General features: G+C 38.7%; 11 protein-coding genes. 4 read left to right on the forward strand and 7 right to left on the reverse strand.

Annotated features, from left to right (window positions below):
* Positions 1-77: 77 nt before the first annotated feature.
* The gene (locus tag H4J75_RS05890; protein WP_182221602.1) at positions 78-3,062 is read right to left on the reverse strand and encodes a TonB-dependent receptor; all 2,985 of its coding nucleotides are present in this window, start codon (positions 3,060-3,062) and stop codon (positions 78-80) included.
* A 76-nt stretch (positions 3,063-3,138) separates the two neighbouring features.
* Positions 3,139-5,808, reverse strand: a complete 2,670-nt coding sequence (locus H4J75_RS05895) for a glycoside hydrolase family 16 protein (RefSeq protein ID WP_182221603.1) — start codon at positions 5,806-5,808, stop codon at positions 3,139-3,141.
* 909 nt (positions 5,809-6,717) lie between these two features.
* Between H4J75_RS05895 and H4J75_RS05900 the strand changes: the two genes are divergently transcribed.
* On the forward strand, positions 6,718-8,877 hold the full coding sequence (locus H4J75_RS05900) for a putative Ig domain-containing protein (protein WP_182221604.1): 2,160 nt from the start codon (positions 6,718-6,720) through the stop codon (positions 8,875-8,877).
* A gap of 902 nt (positions 8,878-9,779) precedes the next feature.
* On the opposite strand, the gene H4J75_RS05905 is transcribed toward H4J75_RS05900, so the two are convergent.
* Together H4J75_RS05905 and H4J75_RS05910 are read right to left on the reverse strand one after the other, a co-directional pair.
* Complete coding sequence (locus H4J75_RS05905) at positions 9,780-10,541, reverse strand: ABC transporter permease (RefSeq protein WP_070374125.1); 762 nt, start codon at positions 10,539-10,541, stop codon at positions 9,780-9,782.
* Positions 10,538-11,464 (reverse strand): ABC transporter ATP-binding protein, encoded by a 927-nt coding sequence (locus H4J75_RS05910; RefSeq protein ID WP_182214908.1) that lies wholly within the window; start codon positions 11,462-11,464, stop codon positions 10,538-10,540. The genes H4J75_RS05905 and H4J75_RS05910 overlap by 4 nt, the downstream gene beginning before the upstream one ends.
* 341 nt (positions 11,465-11,805) lie before the next feature.
* Between H4J75_RS05910 and H4J75_RS05915 the strand changes: the two genes are divergently transcribed.
* Positions 11,806-13,722, forward strand: coding sequence for a S9 family peptidase (locus tag H4J75_RS05915; protein ID WP_182214907.1), 1,917 nt, complete (start codon positions 11,806-11,808; stop codon positions 13,720-13,722).
* A 131-nt stretch (positions 13,723-13,853) separates the two neighbouring features.
* Here the strand turns inward: H4J75_RS05915 and katG are convergent, their stop codons facing one another.
* Positions 13,854-16,076, reverse strand: a complete 2,223-nt coding sequence (gene katG, locus H4J75_RS05920) for a catalase/peroxidase HPI (protein ID WP_182221605.1) — start codon at positions 16,074-16,076, stop codon at positions 13,854-13,856.
* A 141-nt stretch (positions 16,077-16,217) separates the two neighbouring features.
* Between katG and H4J75_RS05925 the strand changes: the two genes are divergently transcribed.
* Entirely contained in the window at positions 16,218-16,751 is a 534-nt protein-coding gene (locus H4J75_RS05925; RefSeq protein ID WP_310733787.1) for a LysR substrate-binding domain-containing protein, read from the forward strand.
* Positions 16,752-16,848: 97 nt separating this feature from the next.
* Positions 16,849-18,027 carry a multidrug effflux MFS transporter gene (locus H4J75_RS05930; RefSeq protein WP_182221606.1) on the forward strand — a complete coding sequence of 393 codons (1,179 nt, stop codon included), beginning with the start codon at positions 16,849-16,851 and terminating at the stop codon, positions 18,025-18,027.
* Between the two features lie 215 nt (positions 18,028-18,242).
* Here the strand turns inward: H4J75_RS05930 and H4J75_RS05935 are convergent, their stop codons facing one another.
* Together H4J75_RS05935 and H4J75_RS05940 are read right to left on the reverse strand one after the other, a co-directional pair.
* Complete coding sequence (locus H4J75_RS05935) at positions 18,243-21,848, reverse strand: response regulator (RefSeq protein WP_182221607.1); 3,606 nt, start codon at positions 21,846-21,848, stop codon at positions 18,243-18,245.
* A gap of 347 nt (positions 21,849-22,195) precedes the next feature.
* Positions 22,196-22,774: a DNA-J related domain-containing protein gene (locus H4J75_RS05940; protein ID WP_182221608.1), complete on the reverse strand. Its 579-nt coding sequence runs from the start codon at positions 22,772-22,774 to the stop codon at positions 22,196-22,198.
* Positions 22,775-23,004: the final 230 nt, after the last annotated feature.

Here is a 23,004-nt window from a genome sequence, read left to right on the forward strand (position 1 = left end):
AAGGTTATAAAATAAAAAAAAGGCCTATATCGCAAAACAATATAGGCCTATTAGTTGAAACTCACTAGATTACAGGTTTACTTAAAGCTGTAACGAACACCTACAGTATATCTAGTACCGTATTGTCTAGCGGATAAAAACTGCTCTTCGTAACGACCAAAAGATTGCTCAGTTTCGTTATTCAGATTTAACCCTTCAACAAATACCGTAAAGTTTTCATCAATGTCGTAGTTAATACTCATATCTACTTGACCAAACTCTTTAGCAAATTGTGGTGGCGCATCAGAAGAACCTTGAGCTTGTCCTACACCAATAAGGTATTCGTCACGCCAAGCGTAAGTGACTTTTACTGACAAACCTTCTTTTTCATAAAACAATTGAAAGTTAGCCGAATCACTTAAACCGGTTAGTGGTGTTTGCGGTTCTAAATCAGCAACACTATCAACTTTAGTTATGTCATCAACATCAAATTTAACATCACCATCAACAAACGTCGCATTAGCACCGAAACCAAAACCACTCTCGCCAAAAAAATGTTGAACAGCGACTTCTATGCCGTCAACCATCTTGTCATCAGGGGCATTGAATGGACGGGTAATATCCCATTGCATTAAAGGATCATCACCTGCTGGTTCAATAAAGCCTTGAGCGTTTAACGTCGCTCCATTAGCTTGCATTTGTGCGAAAATTTCATCACTGGTTGGCGTGCCACCGAGATCAGATACCGCTTGATTCCAACGTGGTCCCTGATAAATATCACGCATATCATCAACTGATGTCGTTATTGTTTGGCTACTAATAAAATTCTTTACATCTTTTCTAAAGTAACCAATAGCAGCATAACTGCCTTCTGCGTAATAATATTCTAAAGAAATATCAAGGTTAGTAGACTCATAAGGGTCAAGATTAGTGTTACCTTCACCACCTATACGAGAGTTAGGACGCGTACTTGCCCCTAATGAACGGCCACCAGCTAAGCTGCCTAAAGGAGCACGAGCTATCGTTTTCCCCCAAGATGCACGGGCAACAAGTTCCTCGCTAAGATCAATTTTGGCGTCAATCATAGGTAAAAAGACATCATGCTCACCTTCAAGCGATAAAATAGTATTTTCACCGGGTTGATATTGAGTAAGCCACTCACTGCCACCTTTCCACCAAACTTCGGTAGGTATAGGTTGCAAGACATTACTAGTTACATCGGTTTGCTCATATCTAAAACCAACATTCACCTGCACGGGTAATTCAGCAACTTCAAACTCAAATAAAGACGACGCATAAACACTCGTTGTATCTTCATCTACTGAAGATTGTGATTGAACACTACCAGGACGGTAGGCGTCGGTACTAAAAAAGTCATCGCCTAATACATCACTGTTTAAATAATACGCTGAACGAGCAACCGCTTCATCAAAGTCAAAACTATAATAGTATCCAGCACCCATAGGGTTGTCGCCATTTGAAAATTCATCCAAAAAGCCATCGGTTGTATTGTACTCAAACATGCCATCAGGAAATGCCGCTGAATAATTGGGGTTAAACAAGAAACCACCAATCAGGCCACTCCATGAACGTGAGCCACCCATGGTTTGCTCAGTACGAGCAACACCAAACTTAGCTGACTTTAATGGCGAGTCATCTGGGTTTTCCCATGAACCATCGATTTGCAGTTGATCAATTTCAGACTTTCCAGGAGTATGCTCAAATTGGCTAAAATGTGAATCTATTTCACTAGGTGCAAGCGTTGTAGAGCCATTTTTCCAGAAGATTGTCCCTTGTGGAATATCACCTTGTCTGAAGTCATAATGTTTATTAACTAATTGATCTGAACCAAAAACTAATGATCCCGTGCCATTCATGCCTTTATCTTTGCCATTATCAGCTTTATTTTCTGAGCTATGATAATCGACTGAAAAAACAAAGTCATCTGACGGTCGCCATTCAACATTAAAACCTAATGAGCTTTCATTTGTTTCAGTTGTATTTCGATTGGCCGTATAAGAGCCATCGTTACCAGACAAGTCGGCAAAAATAACCGTACCATTTTCATCTAATTCGTAAGCATCAATGTTGCCACCAAAATCGTGCCATTGACCCCAACCAATAGAATTATTGCCCGTTGTTGACTCTCCCATCGTATAATCAAGTGTCATTATCACACTTTCAATAGGCGCATATTGGAAAGTAACATTGGCATTGGTTCTTTCACGCTCAACATTAGCAATACCATAGTTCATATCACGAGGGAAAAAAGCACCCGCTGCCGCATTTGCATCACGATTATCAATGACTTTGTCATCATCTAAAGTCGGAAGCTGCGCGTCTGGCTGAAACTGCCAACCTTGAATATTTGCCGATTGTTGTTGAAAGTCACGTTGTTGATGAGAGAACGACAAAGCAAAACCAAAGGTGTCATCAGCAAAAGTATTACTGTATAAGCCTGAAAATTCTGGTGTTACATCATCACCTTCAACATTAGACGAGTCATAAATGCCTTTTCCTGAAAGAACAAATTTCTCACCTGGGCTAGCAAAAGGCTTCATGGTAATAATATTAACTGTCGCGCCAAGACCACCACTTGGGTTTTCTGCACGCGCAGTTTTATGTACTTCGATAGCACTGACACCATCAGAAGACAAATTTTCTAAACTGTATGAACGTGAATTACCCGTACCCGGCATTTGACGACCGTTAAGTGTAATTAGGTTAAACTCTGGACCAAAACCGCGCACGGTTATCTGGCTGCCTTCACCATTAGAACGACTGACCGAAACACCGGTAATACGTTGTAATGACTCGGCTAAGTTAGTGTCTGGAAATTTACCCATATCTTCAGCAGATATGACGTCGACAACGCCAGAAGCGTTTCTTTTTACCGCCATTGAACGTGATAAACTGCTCATGATACCAGTTACTTGAATAACTTCTATCGCAGCGTCTTTTTCACTATTATTGACTTTATCTGTTACTGCTTCTTCGGCATAAAGCTGACTGCTCAAACCGGTAGCTAAAACCGCTGATATACAAACGGCTAGGCGCTTTTTATTAAAAATTGAATGTTTCATGGTTACCCTACTTTCTTAAAATTAGTTTTAATGACGGCGGCTGGTTAAAGCCGCTCAACCTTTGCTAATATCGTGGTTACAGTGCCGTTATCATCACATTGTCAAGACGAAAAACAGCCCCTTCTCCAGTTCCCCAAGCAGGGAAAATCATTAATACATCTATCTGACTAATATCCAAACCCGCATCAAATAATGTTTGCAGTGGGAATGTGTAGGTTTGCCATTCACCCGTAGTCGGTGCTTTTCCTTCTGTGCTGCCTGTTAAAGGAAGCTCTGCAAAAGTTTCGGCTTTATTTGACTCGATTTTAAACATCCAAACACTTGCCGCATCGTTTGGTGGTGTAACAACTTTAACATCAAATTTCACCACACCGTTGGCTAAGATAGCTGATGCATCAACAAAAACACCATCTTCAGCATCAAGCCCAACAACCGTTGGCTGTGAACCAATAACATATTCAGCCGTTACGCCATGAGCGGTATCATCGTTTTCAAGTGTTGGTGTTGTACCACCACAACAATCCCACATTGACCAACCTGTAGCAGGTGCATCAGCAAATAAAACATCATTGTTGACAGTTGTTGCTGTTGGGTCATAAATTTTAACGTTATCTAAACGGTAAATAGCACCTTCGCCAGCACCCCATGCAGGGAAAACCATTAAGACATCAATCGCACTGACATCTAAACCAGCATTTGCTAAGTCAGATAAGTTAAAAGTATAGGTTTGCCATTGATCTAGAGCCGGTGAAACACCTTCAACAGAGTCAGTTAAGGTAAGTTCTGCAAAAGTAGCATTATTGTCCGCTTCAACTTTAAACATCCAAGCCGCATCACCAGGCATAGCCGTTACTTTCATTTCAAATTGAATTACACCGTTAGAAAGAATCGCAGAGGCATCAAATGGCGCAGGTGAATCTGTATTATCAGCTCTTGAAATAAAGCCCATTACAGTTGGCTGACCACCGATAGAAAATTCAGCTACGTTACCGTGAGCATCATCGTCTAACTCAACAGTAGGCATAGAACCGCCACAACAATCCCACATTGGCCAGCTTGGATTTTCGTCATCGGTAAAGACCACTAATTCAGGCGCTCCACCAACGTCACCTTCAATCGCGATATTAGTAATTAAATATTCAGCACCTTCGCCTGTTTGCCAAGCTGGGAATATCATCACCACATCAATTGCACTAAGATCTAGACCTGCGTCTTGTAAGACTGATAATGGGAATGTATAAGTTTGCCATTGACCCACAACAGGATCTGCACCTTCATTACTGGTGTTAAGCGCAACATCGCCAGTATTAGGTCCGCCGTCACCGGCTTCGACTTTTAATAACCAAGTAGTCGCAGAAGATGGTGGGGTAACCACTTTCATTTCAAATGACAAAGTACCATTTAAATCAACTAATGGTGATGCATCAAATGGGCTAGACTCACCAGAAAAATCATCGCCAAAATGTCCGCCTCGCGTTGAAAAACCTAATACGGTGCCATTGTTATCATTAATATTAAATTGAACAGCATCGCCTTTATCGGCATCAGCGATAATTGCAGGAGAAGTACCACCACAGCAATCCCAAGCAATCCAGTTAGCATTTAAAGTACCGTTAAAAATATCTAGGTTTTTAGCAACACCATCACTTGGAGGCAATGGAACTGGCGCTTTACCTTCAATTAGACCATCTTCTAAACTATCGTAACCAGGTCTTACTGTTTCACAGCCTTTACCGGTATCAATATTTTGCTGACATTGGTAAACACGTACATAGTCAATTTCAAATTTGTTATCTGCACCAAAAGCTGTGGCATCAACACCTAAGTTATTAACATTTTCAGGCCAAGTGCCACCAACAGCAAAGTTAAGTACTAAATAAAATTCTTTGTCGTAAGGAGCCTTGCTCCAATAGGTTTTTAATTCACCCGATAATTGGTCGTAGTATTCAGTAAACCAACCTCGATGTGCTAAGCCTACTGCTTCATCTTTAGAGTTGTAGCGAATTTTGGATTGTCGCTGTGTTGCATATAAATGGTCATCCATGTACCAGCGAATTTCACCTTCTTGCCACTCAATGGCGTAAGTGTGAAAATCATCAGCTGGGTTAGCGCCACTTGCTAGGCTATAAGCTTGTCCTGATTGAGAATTGTTAGGCCAGCTTTTACCATAATGAAGTGTTCCGTAAACATGGTTTTCTGCGGTACCGTCTTCTCTCGCTACACCTAAGTTAACTGATTCAAAGATATCAATTTCACCCGAACGTGGCCATTCGCCATATTCTTCATCGGTAGGCATCATCCAAAATGCGGGCCAGCTACCTTGTCCTGAAGGCGCTTTTGCACGCATTTCCATACGTCCATATTTAAAATCGGCTTTGTAACGCGTCATCATACGTGCTGATGTGTAAGGTAAAGCGGCGCCCTCGGCTGCGGGTAAGGCTACAATGTTTAATATGCCATCTTGTATATATGAGTTTTCAGCGCTGTCGGTGTAACATTGTTTCTCTTGGTTACCACCACCGTCACAGTTAACTTCATGCGTCCAGTTTTGACTGTTTATTGTGCTTGCATCAAACTCATCATTCCACACCATTTTCCAATCAGAGACAGGTTGTTGTGGATCAATAATATCTGGTTTAGTTTCGGTGGCTGCACCACCACAGCCAGCAAGTCCTAACGTAACCGTTAGCCCTATTAACGCGGCCAAGCCTTGTGTTTTAAATTTAACACTGCTTTTAGTTTTCATGTCTTCTCCCCTAGAGATATCCAAATCAAATATTTATAATCATTTTTATAATGTCTATACGCTACTTTTATCTACAAAGCTCACGTGAATACAAATACAATCGTAAACAAAATACTGTTATTAACTAAATATCTTTTAGCACAACGATTTACTAATTAGCATTTAAATACGGTCAGATGGGATAGTGCAAAGTTGAAATGGACAAAACAGGGTCAAACGACTTTTTTTGATGACCTTTTTGGCTTTTATAATTACCGCTTTACTTGGGTTTTGTATTAAGAGGCTAATACAACTTTAAAGCAAGGTGAGTCATCATCTATATAATATGATAAAGACTAAGCTCAGTGCTCTCTTTACCCATTAGCTTTTTAATAATTAACACCAAAAAACACCCAATTGATAAGTGTTCAACCTTAGTATCTTGCCATCACACTAATAAATACTCCGTATTATATTAAGGGTTAATTGCCCGATAAAATCGCCCATCACGTGTAAAACACCGCTAACAATTAGCGGATAAAAGCTATTATTTATCTCCTTACACCAACAAATCCGTACACTTTAAAGTCAAATCGCTCAATAAAAGCCCGATTACAGTGCAAAATTTAATAAAAACCCACTTGACCATGAAATTAGGGACGACTCACCGTTTCCTGATTGTTTGTATCACTTTTTACTGTAGTTTATTTTTGGCTTTTCTACGATTAATCTCAGTTAAATTTAACTAGAAATGCATCATAAAATAATAAAAGAAGAACAAGTTTGGCTATTTAATTAGCCAAGTGAGTACCTTCAACTAAGCAGCACGGCTGCTATATACAAACCTAAGTATAACGACACAAGCTTGGTTTTATATTGCCAATACTGCAAATAATCAAATGACAATTGAACAGTTTATAGGGGATCTAAATGACTAATATAAAAAATAAAAAAAGCTTCAACAAAAACATAATCGTCCTAAGCCTAGGTTTAGCTTTATCTGCATGTGGGGGAAGTTCAAGCGATGATAAAGTTGCTGACGTTATAGAAGTTAACTCCGCACCAACTATTAGCAGCACAGCGGTCACAACAATTGAATCAGGTTCCACTTATAGCTACTCACTAGTCGCTGCCGATGCCGATGGTGACACTTTAACAATGTCAGCCACAAATTTACCCGCTTGGTTAACGTTTGATAGTGCAACCGGAAGCTTAACGGGTACGCCAGCGGATAGTGATGCCGGAGATACGGCAATTACTTTAACCGTAAGTGATGGAACTGATGAAATCACTCAATCCTTTACTGTTTCAGTCACTGTTCAAGCACAAGCTAACAATGCTGCTGTTATTACAAGTACTGGCGTTACAAGTGCTACTGTTGGTGAGTCATACTCCTACACACTTATGGCAACCGATGCTGACAGCGATACATTGACAATGTCAACAACTGTCCCAGGCGCGCTTTCTTGGTTAACGTTTGATGACAGTACAGGCATATTGTCAGGCACACCGGCATCGGGTGATGTTGCTGCTACAGAAATCACCTTAACAGTGAATGATGGCACTGTAGATACAATGCAAACATTTACCATTACCGTTGCTGACGCTGCAGTTGAAAACACCCGTAATATGATTGCTTTTGAAGGTGCTGCAGAGACCTATGCTTTCAATAATTTTGATGGCGGCATGTCAACTGTGATGGCTAATCCACAAGCAATGGGCATAAATACCAGCAACCAAGTCGTAGAAATGCAAAAATTGGCTGGACAACCTTGGGGAGGCAGTACATTAACCTTGCCTACAGCATTAACCTTGGCTGCGGAAGATAACACCTTCACAATGAAAGTTTGGTCGGCGCGTGCAGTACCTGTGTTATTTAAACTTGAAGGCATTAATAAAGAAATATCAATGGATCATGCAGGCACTGGCTGGGAAAATCTTAGTTACGATTTTGCAGATGATGTAACCGGCGCCTTAGACAGCGTTACGGTAATATTTGATTTAGGCACTATGGGCGACGCAGAAGGAAACGCGGCAGATTGGACCTTTTATTATGACGAAATAACAACACCTGCAACCGCTGAAGAAGAAGTCGTAGGTGGTGGCTCTACAAGTACCACTGATTTTGAAGCTGATCCACAAAGCTACACCTTTAATGATTTTGATGGAGGTGCAGCCGTTGTGCTAGCCAACCCAGATGCAACGGGTATTAATACCAGCGCTCAAGTGGGTCAAATGACAAAATCTGCGGGCCAAACTTGGGGTGGTTCAACAATGACATTGGCTACACCAGCGGCAATTCCAGCTAATAGCATGATTACCATGAAAGTTTGGGCTTCGCGTGCTGTACCCGTTTTAGTTAAATTTGACGATATGGATGCAGAAAGAACAGCAAACCATACTGGTTCAGGATGGGAAGAGTTGAACTTTGATTTTACTGGCGCGACTAGTACAAGTGAAACCAGACTTACCCTAATTTTTGATAATGGCGTGATGGGCGATGCCGCGAGCGATGCCGCTAACTGGACTTTCTACTTTGATGATTTTACCACCCCTGCTGCTGAAGAAGTCTCTGCAGGTAACTTTGTTGCCGTTGGAACTCCATATGACTTTGAAGCCACAGGTTTAGGCAGTGATTTTGTTTGGGCGGTATTTGAAAATGATGATAACCCTGCACTCGAATTTGTTGCTAACCCGGCTTCATCAACAGTGAATGACTCAACAACAGTTGCTATGTTTACCGCTAGAATGGCAGGTCAGCCATGGGCTGGTACTGAAACAACGGCGGCCAATACCACACCATTTACGATGGACGCAACCAATAGCATTGTTAAAATAATGGTTTATAAGTCTGTTATCAGTGATGTGGCATTAAAGTTCTCTGTAGGCGCTGCGGCACAAGCAGAAATCAAGGTACCTAATACTAAAATCAATGAATGGGAAGAGCTTACTTTTGACTTTTCTAGCCGTATTGGTATGGCTGAAACCATTAATATTGACTCGGTGATAGTTTTCCCTGAATTTACTGACGGCAGAGCTGCAGATACCGTAAGCTATTTTGATAATATTACTTTCGGTCATAATGAATAGTGTTGATAAAAAAATAAAACTTAGCTTGTGTTTTAATTAGCTAAGTTTTACATTAATTGTTAGTAAAATAAAAAGGGTTCTGGTTTACATTGCTAAGCCCTTTTATCTCGTTTTAATAGACTTATTTGAATAAGCGGAGAGGTTTTATGAAAATATCAAAAATGTTACTCAAGAGTGAACTCGTGTTGAATATAGGATTTGGCTTAACCGTATTGTTAATTGGCAAAATAACCCTATATTTTATCGCCTAAGAAAAGCACTAAAGGTCGTACATAATGGACAAAGCCTTTAGTAACTTTTAAATAACCCCTTTTAATCCCCGCAACAAAAACAGAATCTAGCGATGTAAAAATCTTTCAGCGATGATGACTCTTCCCAAAATAGACAGTAAATCCAATATTTTTACCGTCAGCTAAGATATAAAATTCATTACTTTATTAACAGATAACAGCTTAAATATTATTGACTCGTTTTTATCGCCCAATGAATATTAAGTGAAACTATAGCATTTATCAGCAAGTAGTCAGCGTTAGGCATTTAATGAAAGACTGACTTAATCAGTTCGCATTATCTCATCATTAATTTATTTAGTTTTAATTGAAAGTAAACCATCATCCAACACATCTCGTACTACTTAATAATAACTTCTCGACACTATCTATTAATAATAATTAATGTTGAGGAGAGAATAAAGTTATTCGAATAAGTGGAGAGATTTTATGAAAACACTAAAAATGTTACTCAAGAGTGAACTCGTGTTGAATATAGGATTTGGCTTAACCGTATTGTTAATTGGCAAAGTAACCCTATATTTTATCGCCTAAACAAAGCACTAAAGGTCGTACATAATGGACAAAACCTTTAGTAACTTTTAATTAAACAGTTTAAACAGCCTATCTCTATTATTGTTTTATCTGATAACCACTTTTAAATATCCAAGTAACCGCTAATAAGCAAAAAGCTAAAAAGCCACTCATCACAAAAAAGCTTGTTAGTAAACTTACGTCAGCCACTTCATAAAAACTCCATCGAAAGCCACTAATCAAATAAAAAACTGGGTTAAATTGCGTTACTGTTTGCCAAAACGGCGGCAGCATACTGACAGAATAAAAAGTGCCCCCTAAGAAAACCAAAGGCGTAATAACAATAAGTGGGATCACTTGTAGTTTCTCAAAATTATCTGCCCAGATGCCAATAATAAAACCAAACAAACTAAAGGTTATAGCGGTCATCACTAAAAAGAACAACATCCAAAATGGATGGGCTATTTCCAGAGGCACAAAGAAATGTGCTGTTGCGAGAATAATCAATGCTAGCAAAATAGATTTTGTCGCTGCCGCACCGACATAACCGAGCAGCACCTCAAAGGAAGATACCGGAGCAGAAAGTAGTTCATAAATAGTGCCGGTAAATTTAGGAAAATAAATACCAAATGAGGCGTTGGAAATACTTTGTGTTAATAACGAGAGCATAATTAACCCAGGAACAATAAAAGCACCGTAGCTCACGCCATCTATTTCAGTAATTCGAGAGCCAATGGCAGAACCAAAAACAACAAAATAAAGTGACGTCGAAATCACTGGAGAAATAATACTTTGAAAAATAGTACGTTTAGTCCTGGCCATTTCAAACTTGTAAATAGCCGCAACAGCATAACGATTCATGTTTTTTCCCTTACTAATGAAACAAATATATCTTCTAACGAACTTTGATCTGTTTTGATATCTTTAAAAGCAATACCCGCTAATGACAATTGCTGAAGTAAAGCAGATATTCCTGTGTGTTCATTGGTGGTGTCGTAACTATAAATTAATTGCATCCCTTCATTTTGTAGCTGTAAATTAAAATCAGTCAATTGCGCAGGCATTTCAATTAACGGTTCTTTTAAATCGAGGATCAATTGCTTTTTACCCAATTGATTCATTAACGCTATTTTATCTTCAACTAAAATGAGCTGGCCGTTTTTGATCACACCAATACGGTCTGCTATTTCCTCAGCCTCTTCAATATAGTGTGTCGTTAAAATAATGGTGACACCGTCGTTGCGTAATTCTCTAACCAGTTGCCACATATCTTTGCGCAGCTCTACATCGACACCTGCGGTTGGTTCATCTAAAAACAAAATAGCAGGTTCATGAGAGAGCGCTTTAGCTATCATCACTCGTCGTTTCATACCACCGGATAACTCAATCATCTTGTTATCTTTTTTATCCCAAAGTGATAATGATTTTAGCGTTTTTTCTATAAAAGCTGGATTCGGTTTTTTGCCGAATAAACCTCGACTAAATGAAACTGTTGTCCATACTGTTTCAAAGGCGTCAGTGGTTAACTCTTGTGGTACTAAGCCAATAAGACTTCGGGTATGTCGGTAACCGGTGACGATATCTTTGCCATCAACGGTGATTTGCCCAGACGTGGCATCAACTATGCCGCAAATAGCACTGATCAGTGTAGTTTTACCTGCGCCGTTTGGTCCTAGCAAGGCAAAGATTTCAGCAGGTTTTATTGATAAGTTAATATTATTAAGTGCTTGAAAACCACCCGCATATACTTTGTTAACATCTGTGATTTTAATAATGGGTTGCAAGGTTATTTCTCATCAGTATTTGAATACTACTAAGGTATACGACATACCCTATTGATGGCTAGGAAAATCAATAAATTAGTTGCCCCGTTTTTGTATTAGCTGTATTCAGGTCTTGTTTGGCATAGCTAATATCGAACGCTTGGTTAGGTGTTACGCTAAAACGGGTTAAATAAAGTGAAATTTATATGAATAAATGTCGCTTGTTAACGTTTATATTTTTACTACTTTGTCATCATTGATTAACGTATCTGTAATCTTTATTTTATGCACTATACTGGTATAGAACAAAAAACAAGCAACTGACTTAGTTTCTTGATCATCGCAACAAAAGGATTTCACCCATGATAAAGTTTCCGCTATTGATTACAATAATTTGCACAGGACTATTACTCTTTGCCTGTTCTAAACCCGTCGAAGAAGTAGCTAAACAAGCCGTTATCGAAGAAAAAAAACCTGTCTTTGAGACCTATAGCGCAGAAGAGTTCTTTAAAACAACCTCAGTCTCTGGCTCATCAATTAATGCTGATGCCAGTGCGGTTTTGATCAGTAATGATAAAACAGGTATTTTTAATGCCTACAAAATGCCACTTGATGGCTCAGCCCCAATACAGTTAACTCAGTCAACAGTTGACTCTGTTTTTGCAGTAAGTTGGTTTCCTAAAGACGACAGAATTCTTTATACCGCAGACAAGGGCGGTGACGAATTAGATCATTTATATGTAAGAGAATTATCAGGCAGCATAAAAGACCTTACCCCAGGTAAAGACTTAAAAGCTTATTTTGTTGGTTGGCATGAAGATAATAAACAGTTTTTTGTTGCCTCTAATGAAAGGGACCCTAAGTTTTTTGATGTATACCGTTATCAAAATGATGATTATTCAAGGGAGCTTATTTATCAAAATGCTGCCGGCTATTCAGTCGAAACTATCAGCCCAAATGGTCAGTATATTGCTTTGAGTAAAACGAATAGCAATGCAGACTCCAACTTATATTTAGCCGACTTAAATAAAGCAGACGAGTTAACTGCACTTATAACTGAGCATCAAGGTGATGTTGAACACAGTGCCTACACTTTTACTCGTGATAGTAAGCGGCTGATATATTCAACAGACGAATTTGGCGAATATAAACAGGCTTGGGCTTATGATATAAAAGCAAAAACACAAGCACTAAACTACGCTGCAGATTGGGACGTTAGTTTCACTTACTTCTCTAAAGATGGCCGTTATAAAGTCACTGGTGTTAATGCCGATGCGCAAACTAAAATAGAAATTATCGACCTGAAAATAAAACAACCGTTAACACTTCCTAAATTGCCCAGTGGCGATTTACGTGGCGTAAACTTTTCAGCTGATGCCAGTTTAGTTATTTTTTATATCAATTCAGATACGTCGCCTTCTAACCTCTATGTTCATCAATTAGGATCAAAGCGTATTAAGCGCTTAACTAACACAGGTAATCCTAATATTATTGAAGAGAACTTAGTTGTTGGCGAAATTGTCCGCTTTAAAAGTTTTGATGGTTTAGAAATTCCTGGGATTTTATATAAACCCAAACAAGCCGCTACACAAAAAGTCCCCGCTTTAGTATGGATACATGGAGGCCCAGGAGGTCAAAGTCGTAAGGGTTATTCCGCTACCATTCAGCATTTGGTCAATAACGGCTACGCTATTTTTAGAATAAATAACCGTGGTTCAAGTGGCTATGGTAAAACCTTCTTTCATTTAGATGATAAGAAGCACGGTGACCATGATTTAAAAGATGTTGTCTATAATAAATATTATTTACAGACTTTAGATTGGGTCGACAAAGATAGAATAGGGGTTATTGGCGGAAGTTACGGTGGCTATTTAACCATGGCCGCAATGGCATTTACCGATGAATTTACTGTCGGTGTCAATATCTTTGGTGTCACTAATTGGGTCAGAACGCTAGAAAGTATTCCACCCTACTGGGAGGCATTTAGACAGTCTCTTTATGATGAGTTAGGAGATCCCAGTACAGATAGAGAACGTTTACGCAGTATTTCTCCAGTATTCTTCGGTGATAAAGTCAAAAGTCCGGTACTTGTTGTACAAGGTAAAAATGACCCTAGAGTATTAAAAATTGAAAGTGATGAAATGGTTGAGTCTATTCGAAGCGGTGGGACTTTCGTTGACTATTTGGTCTTTGACGATGAAGGTCACGGCTTTAGTAAAAAAGCTAATCGCATTGAAGCATCTAATAAGTACTTAAGCTTTTTAAAAACCTACTTATAGTCTGTTAACCTAAAACTCGTATGTAAAGGTAAAGTCTGTTGTAGACTTTACCTTTTTTATAAGATGTTATTGCTAAAAAAAGCTAATACAGCCTTAGCCGTATTAGCGATATAGTTTAAAAATAAACAAGCTTACTTTAAATCAAAGCGGTCTAATTGCATCACTTTAACCCAGGCCTTAATAAAGTCATTAATAAACTTTTTGTCAGCATCATCTGAGGCATACACTTCGGCAATGGCTCTTAATTCAGAGCTCGAGCCAAAGATAAGATCAACCGGTGTCGCTTGCCACTTTACCTTGCCTGAAGCGCGGTCAGCACCGATATAAATTCCAGCTGTAGATTCATCTTTAGTCCACACGGTAGACATATCTAATAAATTTACAAAGAAATCATTCGTTAAGACACCAGGAGTATTTGTGAACACCCCAAAAGATGAACCATCATAGTTTGCATCAAGTGCTCGCATACCGCCAACCAACACCGTCATTTCAGGGACATTTAAACCAAGAGAATTGGCTTTATCCACTAACATCTCTGTTGGCGATAGGTAACTTTCATCCGTATAAAAATTACGAAAGCCATCCGCTTTTGGTGCTAAATAATTAAATGATTTAACATCAGTTTGTGCTTGTGTTGCATCAGCACGGCCAGGCATAAAGGGGACAGCTACTGTTGTGTCTGCTTTTTTGGCTGCACTTTCAATAGCTGCTGCGCCACCTAATACGATTAAGTCTGCTAGTGATACTTGCCTTTTAGCTGATTGCTTATTGTATTTAGCTTGAATAACTTCAAGTGTTGTTAATACTTTATTAAGTTCGGCTGGATTATTAACCGTCCAACTATTTTGTGGCTCTAGTTTAATGCGAGCACCATTAGCACCGCCGCGCATATCGGTGACACGATGACTCGACGCTGAAGCCCAAGCCGTTCTCACTAACTCAGCAGTAGTTAAATCTGACTGTGTAATTTGCTTTTTCAGCTCAGCAATATCTTGCTTGGTAATCAGTTGATAGTTGACCGAAGGAATAGGGTCTTGCCATGTTAGCACTTCACTCGGCACTTCACTGCCCACGTATCTTGCACGAGGTCCCATATCACGATGTGTTAATTTAAACCAAGCTCGAGCAAAAGCTTTTTCAAATGCTTCAGGCTCTGCTCTAAAACGTTCAACAATTTTACGAAACTCAGGGTCTTCTTTTAGAGCAAGATCTGTAGTAAACATAATGGGTGCATTACGTTTACTAGGGATATGGGCATCCGGTACTAAGTTAACCGCAGCTTTGTTTTCAGGTGTCCACTGTTTAGCTCCAGCAGGGCTTTTCGTTAGAACCCAGTTGAAGTTCATTAGGTTGTCTAAGTAATTCGTTGACCATTGTGTTGGTGTCGTTGTCCAAGCACCTTCTAAGCCACTGGTTATCGTATCTGCGCCAACACCGCTGTCACATTTGTTTTTCCAGCCTAAACCCTGTGCTTCAATATCAGCGGCTGCGGGCTCTGAACCAACACAATCACTGGGTTTTTTCGCTCCATGTGCCTTACCAAAAGTATGACCACCAGCGCTTAAAGCAACAATTTCTTCATCATTCATCGCCATACGACCAAATGACATTCTGATGTCTTGAGCAGCTAAGAGAGGATCAGGTTTACCATGGGGCCCTTCTGGATTAACATAAATCAAGCCCATTTCTACTGCAGCAAGAGGACCTTTCAATTTACCCTTTTTATCGCGACGTTTATCAGTAAGCATGGTCGTTTCAGATCCCCAATAAACTAAATCAGGTTCCCAATCATCCGTTCTGCCACCAGCAAAACCAAAGGTTTTAAAACCCATCGATTCTAGCGCTACATTGCCCGAAAGCACCATCAAATCAGCCCAAGAAATTTTACGACCATATTTTTGTTTAACCGGCCATAATAATCGACGCGCTTTATCTAAGTTAGCATTATCAGGCCAACTATTAAGGGGTTCAAAACGTTGTTGCCCACCCGACGAACCGCCGCGCCCGTCATGTACTCTATACACACCAGCACTGTGCCAAGCCATGCGGATCATTAATGGGCCGTAATGCCCCCAATCTGCAGGCCACCAAGATTTTGAGTCAGTTAGTGTGGTTTGAATATCTTTTTTAAGTTGGGTTAAATCAAGACTGGCAAATTCTTCAGCATAATTGAATTGTTCGCCGTATGGATTAGATTCAGCGCTATGCTGGCGTAAGGGGCTAAGATTTAACATATCTGGCCACCAAAACTGATTGGTTTTTGCTTCATTGGCCGCGAATGCAGTTGTAGGTATTACCATTGCAGATAAAGCAACAGAGATTGCCGCAGCAATCGGAAGGGTTTTATTAAACATGTGCAGTCCTTTTTTATAATAATGGGTTTATAAAATGTCATCGTTAGCATAAGAACAATAAGGAGAATTGAATAGTTGATTAAATTGAAGATAATGTTCTATTTTACATAATGACTGGTTTAATATTTTCAATTAAAAATTATTGAAGACCTATCACATAGACTTGTTGAAAAGGTACCTGCCAGTGAAATTGATGCCGATATTCTTGCATTACCCTACTCTATTGAGGGATTGATCAGTTTCAATTTTTGGCAAGAAGGCTTTTATTGGGTCTGTCATAAGGATCAGTGTCCAAAAAAAGTTCAGGGAATTACCAGTGAAGCGTTAGAAATTGATAAGCTGATGTTGTTAAAAGAAGGCCATTTCTTAAAAGGTCATGCCATAGCAGCTTATCGCTTGCAGCCTTCACACAAAAAGCAAGACACTGATGTTGACTCGGCGAGTCCTCATACTTTGATACAAATGGTGGCAGGAAAACTTGGTACAACGCTTTTGCCACAGATAGCCTTAGAGCCATTGACCTTGAACGAGTCAGAACTTCGGGCGATTCATGTAAATGAACCCGGGCCACACCGCACCATTGTCTTAATCATTAGACTTAACTATGTCCGAACTAATGAATTAACTCTACTTAAAGATATTTTCACCAAACAATTAACTAACAAGTATAGTTAAAGCGAAATGCTGTTTAGTTTCATTAAATTAACGATAATTCACTTCTGCTAATAACGCCAATATCTTATACTAGGCAGCCATCATTATTGAGACTGAAATGACAAATAGACAACTTTTACCACTGCTGATTTTAATGGTTATTTTTAGCCCCTTAGCCATAGATATATTTTTACCCGCTTTACCCATTATGGCTGAAGAACTTCTTGTTCCCATGAAAGAAATTCAATGGAGCATAACGATATTCATTCTAAGTATGGGCTTTGGTCAACTGATAAGTGGCCCACTCGCCGATAGATATGGTCGTCGCCCCGTTGCGATGGCTGGTATAATTATTTATGGCTTGGCTTCTCTTCTTTGTGCTTATGCAGATAACTTAGCGTTTTTCCTCCTTAGTCGTTTAGTACAAGGCTTTGGTGCTTGCGCCATTGTTGTAGCGGCCTTTGCCAGTGTCCGTGATAAATACAACGCAATAGAAAGTGGCGTGATGTACTCTTATTTAAACAGTGCTATATGTTGTATTCCTGCGCTTGCACCATTACTGGGTAATGTTTTAACCGAGTATTTTGGCTGGCGAAGTAACTTTCAATTTATGACAGGATATGCTGTTTTTGCCGGTTTGATTTTGTTTTTTACCCTCAAAGAAACCAGGCCCACACATACCATACCCTCTAAAAATCTTATCAGCTTGGGGCATTTTATTACGGTGGCGAAACACCCTGTCTTTCTTTTTAATGCTTTAGTAGTAATGTTATCAATGGCAATTATTATTGCCTATGTAACGAGTTCACCTGCTTGGTTAATGGTGAGATTGGGGTTAGATCAGCAAAGCTTTGTTTATTGGTTTAGTCTCAATGCTGTCATTAATATTGTCGCTTGTTTTTTGGCTCCTCAGGTTTTAGTTAAATTTGGTGCCCGGGTGACCATAGGTTTTGGTATGGTTTTGCTGATTGTCGCCGGATTGTTAATGTTAACGTTATTAACTTGGCAAACGCCTGCCGCTTTTATGTTACCAATAATGATCAGTTCACTTGGTTTTTCATTACTGATGGGAGCTTGTGCAGGACAAGCTCTAGCACCTTTTGGTGAAAAAGCAGGTTCAGCTTCAGCGCTATTAGGATTTGTACAAATGAGTGGTTCAGCAGTTATTGTTTATTTATTACAACTATTGCCACTCAATGAAGCGGAGCAGTTAGTCTTATTAATGTTGTCAATAATTCCAGTATATTTCATCTGGAAGTTGCCTCAAGTAAAAGCCCGTATCATGTTAGATGGTTAGCAATTGGTGGTGATTTTTGATTTATTACCACGATTACCACTAAATTTAGATAATGAAGATAAACGTGACTTGAGACTCTGGCACAAGAAAGTGTAATCGCTGACAAGTATTGTATTCTCGATCAATATCAATATTTCACAGAGTAGATTAATTTTGACTTTGATAAATATAAACTAACCTTTCTTGTTATTTTTAACTACTTGCATAACGGACGCTTAATATTTGGGTAGCCAGCGTTTCAATGCCTCTTGTAGCTTGATAGGGTTCACAGGTTTAGCAATAAAGTCGTCCATTCCTGCGGCTAAGCACCTCTCTCGGTCACCTTGCATTGAATTGGCAGTCATGGCGATTATCGGAATATTGTTATTAAGTACCTTAGATTGAGGAAGACGAATTTTTTTAGTCGCTTCATAGCCATCCATTACTGGCATTTGACAATCCATAAAGACTAAATCAAAAGGTAAGTTTTTTAATGAATTTAGCGCTTCTTCACCGTTAGCCGCTAAGTCGACTTGCACACCAAATTTTCTCAACAGACCTTGTGCGACTCTTTGATTGATAGCATTGTCTTCTACAACAAGTATCCTTGCTTTGAACTGCGGAAGTGCACGAGCGCTAAACGCCGTGATCAAAGGTTGCTCTTGGGCATTAATGCCAGCAATGGTCATTAAGGTATTGTAGAGAATCGACTGATCAACAGGTTTGTTTAGATATCCGTTAAAGCCAGCCGCTTTTAATCTTTCAACATCGCCACGTTGCCCTTGCGAGGTCAACATTAATAAACGAGTCTTTGAAAAAATATCGCTATCCGCTTTAATCTTAGTTGCTAGTTGAAACCCATCCATTTCAGGCATTTGCATATCCAAAATAGCGATATGGTAAGGAGTTCCTTGTATTCTAGCTTGGGTCAGTTTTTCTAATGCCTTATCGCCACTATCTACCAGAGTATGCTCGACTTGCCACTTGGTCAGTAACAAACCTAACAAAGTCCGGTTAGTTAAATTATCATCAACCACCAGTATCTTTTGACTCTGTAAATGATCATAAATTTTCTTGGGTCGCATGTTATCAGCATTAGCAATATTTATACTAAACCAAAAGGTAGAGCCTTCTCCGTCAACACTTTTCAAGCCTATCTCGCCGCCCATCAATTCAACTAATTGTTTACTGATAGATAGCCCCAATCCGGTGCCACCATATTTACGGGTCGTTGAACCATCGGCCTGGCTAAAACGTTCAAATAGTTTGTTTTGATCCGCTAACGTTAGACCAATGCCTGTATCAGATATTTCAAAGAGTAATTTAGTGTGCTGCTTAGTCTGCTCTTGTACTTTGCAATAGACTGAAACTTCGCCTTGCTCAGTAAACTTTATCGCATTACCGATAAGATTATTGAGTATTTGACGGATACGCCCAGGGTCTGCAATAAATGACTGAGCCGGTAAAATATTAGCCGGGCAAATTAGCTCTAAACCCTTGTTATGCGCTTGAAAAGCGAGACTGGTAGCAAGATCATGCAGCAATACTTCTAAATCAAATTCAAGTGGTTCAAGCGCTAACATGCCAGCTTCAACTTTTGAATAATCAAGAATATCGTTAATAATACTCAGTAATGACTCGGCACTGTTTTTTACTGTTTTCGCAAAATTGTGTTGTTCTGGATTTAGAGCCGTATCAAGTAAGAGGTTAGTCATGCCGATGACGCCATTCATCGGTGTACGGATTTCATGGCTCATGTTAGCTAAAAAAGCGGTTTTTGATTCATTAGCAACATCCGCTTGTTTTTTGGCTTCAGCTAAGCGAGTAATCGTCTCTTTTTGATGGCTAATATCAGTACTGATATAAGTATAACCACTGAGTAATTTATTTTTATCGTAAAGTGGTACAATCGTAGTGTCTACCCAATAGTATTGCCCCCCCTTGGCTTTAATACGCACTTCATCATGCCAATATTTCCCTTTAGAAATCGCCGTAAAAATCTTATGCCAATAATATTTGGACTGGTTATTAGCATTTAGAATACTATGATTTTTACCAATGAGTTCTTTACGGCTGTAGCCAGTAATGGCACAAAACTTATCATTGGCGTAGCTAATAATACCGTTAATATCGATTACAAGAACCAACGAATGTTCGTCCATCGCTTTTTTTTGTGCGGCCAAATCTTGTTGGGCGGTAATGCGTTTTTCTTCATTGATCACTCGTGCATCAATTTCTATTTTGAGTTTTTTATTCATGCGAAAAAACACTAAAATAATCAAAATGAGCAATGAGGCTATCGGTAATGCCCAGACGAGAATGGTTGATAATTCAGTACCCGATTGAACGTGTACCGATAACCAATTATTTGCGATAGCAGAACGTTTTTTTTCATTCATCGCAGCAAAGGTTTTATTTAAAATCGGAATAAGGGGTTCAAGCCCTTTTCTTACCGCCATCGATATTTTAAGTGTATAAGGGGTAAAGGAGGTAATAATTAGATCATTAATTTTATTTTTGTTTATTTCATAATTAATCGCAGCAATAGAATCAACAAAGGCATCAATTTCCCCCAACTGTAATTTTTTAAGTCCGTCTTCAACCGATAAAACATCTACAATTTTAATACTGGGGTGATCTCGACTAATCAATTCATTATAAACATAGCCTTTAATTAGACCTAACTTCTTGCCTTGTAATGACGATAAACTTTCAGCATAGAAAGCGTTTTTCTTACTAACAATAACGAGAGAAATTTCAAAGTAGGGTTCAGTAAAATTTATATATTCAGCTCTTTCTTTTGTATAAAAAATTGAAGACATGACATCAATATTGCCAAGTTTAAATTCTTCTAGCGCTTCCCCCCAACTTGTACCTACTGTTGGTGTTAAATTTATTTTTAGTTGTTGTTTTGCATACAACATGTAATCAGCTGATATTCCGCTATGTTCACCCAATTCATCATTAAATTCAAAAGGAGGAAATGCAGAGTCAGTCCCCAAACTAAAAGAATTATTTTGTGACAGCCATTTGTTTTCGTTTTCCGTTAAACTAGCAACAGTTGATGATTTTTGAAAAAATGGTTTTAAAGTGGGGAGCCACTGTTTTTCTAATTCAATAATTTTATTAACGGGAATGTTTTCAATACCAGCATTAATTTTAGCTAATAATTCAGGTTGACCTTTTGCTATCAACCCAAAGACATTATTAGAAGCAATAATCTCTTCAGAAATAGTGAATACTCCAGTTAAGCCCTTTTTCGCTATTTGTGCAAAGGCACTAGGTAACTCAGCAACAACAGCCTGAACCTCATTATCTAATAACTCCTCGAGAGCATCATCAAAGCTTTTATGCGTTGATTGCTCAAAGCTAGCAAAGTTTTCCTTAAGGTAGGACTCTTGAAAGCTAAAATATTGACTAGTTATCTTAATATCACTTAATTCTCTTAGCTTAGATTTTTTGTCAATTGAGCGATTATAAATGATACCTGTTTGTACATTATGGATAGGTAAGGAAAAATCAGCCCACTGTTGTCGTTGCTGATTCTTAAAGAGCCCAACATGTAAGGTATTCTTTTGTTTGATCAACGCTATACCGTCTTCAAAGGGCAATAGAACAAAGCGAATAGGAATATTATTAGTTTTAGACCAGAGCTGCCAAAACTCAACATAAAGCCCACTAGGATTGCCATTGGGAAGCTTAAAGCTAAAGGGTAAGTCTTTTTCAGTTGCAACAACGGTAATAACACCTAACGGCTCATTGTCCAGCTCTTGTGAAACTGACGGAAAACTGTGAATAAATGCAAAAGTTAATAGCAGATAAAAGGTAATTCTTAATTTCATATTATTAATTTTTATTCTTCATGTCGTGAGTATAAGTTAAGTATTATCTTGAATATCTTACTGGGAAATTAATAAATCTCAGTCAATAGCATTACCCGTAATATATCCATAATAGAGTCGTGTGTTGAGAACACATTTCATTAACTGATGATTAGAAGGCTTATCGTTATACAAGCGCATTCTATCAACAAAACTTAGCACTAAGTCGCTTTAAAATCAATCAGCACTAACATCCCTCTCCGTCTAAAATGTGCGCTTTGGCTATCCAACTACAGATATTAAAAACTATTTTTGCAATTCAACAAATATCAGTTTATTCACGTCGTTTAATATCACCAACCGTAAAATTATTCTTTGCGATGATAGCGCAAACTTAATACTTCATAAGCTTGACGAATTTCGATAAAATCCGCCGCGCAGCCACCTTTATCGGGATGGGTAATGGCAATTTTCTTCTGATAGGCCCGACGTATCCCAAACCAATCAATATTTTTATCTATCCCTAACGTCGTCAGAGCAGCAGCAACCTTATCTACTGCGCGGTATCTTTGCCAAAAATGGGAAAAGAGTAACTCCACTTCTGCAAGGGTAATGTTATTTAAGTTAGACCAGTTTAAATAGTAATGGGCTAGATCAGTATCGCGCATAGCCAAGGTACTTTTTGCTGCAGCATGATTTGGCACTAAACAAATTTCTAATGGGAAAATAGTCAGTAAAAAACCCTCACTTTTAATATCTCGTTGAATTTGATAAAGCGCATTCATAACAAAAAAATTCTTTTGAAATATGGCAATTTGAGGGTCAACATCCTTTTTTATCAGTAGCAAGAAATCCTGTTGGCAAAGGTTGACTAAATCAATTAATGAACAAGCACTGTTTTGTTTTTTTAAATATCCCAGTATGTTAATAATCAAAGGATTGGTCATAGCTTCACTCCTTGTTGATTTAATATTTTTAAGCCAGTAGATAAATTAAAAGCTAACGTTAAACGCTTATCTTCTGATGACAAGTACCTTAACGGCTAAGCGATCACTCGCGGGTAAGTTTAGTAACACACCGGCAATTGAAGACATAAACTATTTTCATCTCTTTTCAAGAAAATAAGTAATAGCTCACATGTAATGTCAAAAAATAATAACTAAAATTAATGATAGGC

The sequence above is a fragment of the Colwellia sp. BRX10-1 genome, assembly GCF_014077545.1.
GTDB lineage: Bacteria > Pseudomonadota > Gammaproteobacteria > Enterobacterales > Alteromonadaceae > Colwellia_A.

Bases quoted from the DNA above. Each gene is read 5' to 3' on its own strand.
- H4J75_RS05900 (WP_182221604.1), top strand. From the start codon at position 6,718: ATGACTAATATAAAAAATAAAAAAAGCTTCAACAAAAACATAATCGTC.
- H4J75_RS05930 (WP_182221606.1), top strand. From the start codon at position 16,849: ATGACAAATAGACAACTTTTACCACTGCTGATTTTAATGGTTATTTTT.
- H4J75_RS05940 (WP_182221608.1), bottom strand. From the start codon at position 22,774: ATGACCAATCCTTTGATTATTAACATACTGGGATATTTAAAAAAACAA.
- katG (WP_182221605.1), bottom strand. From the start codon at position 16,076: ATGTTTAATAAAACCCTTCCGATTGCTGCGGCAATCTCTGTTGCTTTA.
- H4J75_RS05915 (WP_182214907.1), top strand. From the start codon at position 11,806: ATGATAAAGTTTCCGCTATTGATTACAATAATTTGCACAGGACTATTA.
- H4J75_RS05935 (WP_182221607.1), bottom strand. From the start codon at position 21,848: ATGAAATTAAGAATTACCTTTTATCTGCTATTAACTTTTGCATTTATT.
- H4J75_RS05905 (WP_070374125.1), bottom strand. From the start codon at position 10,541: ATGAATCGTTATGCTGTTGCGGCTATTTACAAGTTTGAAATGGCCAGG.
- H4J75_RS05890 (WP_182221602.1), bottom strand. From the start codon at position 3,062: ATGAAACATTCAATTTTTAATAAAAAGCGCCTAGCCGTTTGTATATCA.
- H4J75_RS05895 (WP_182221603.1), bottom strand. From the start codon at position 5,808: ATGAAAACTAAAAGCAGTGTTAAATTTAAAACACAAGGCTTGGCCGCG.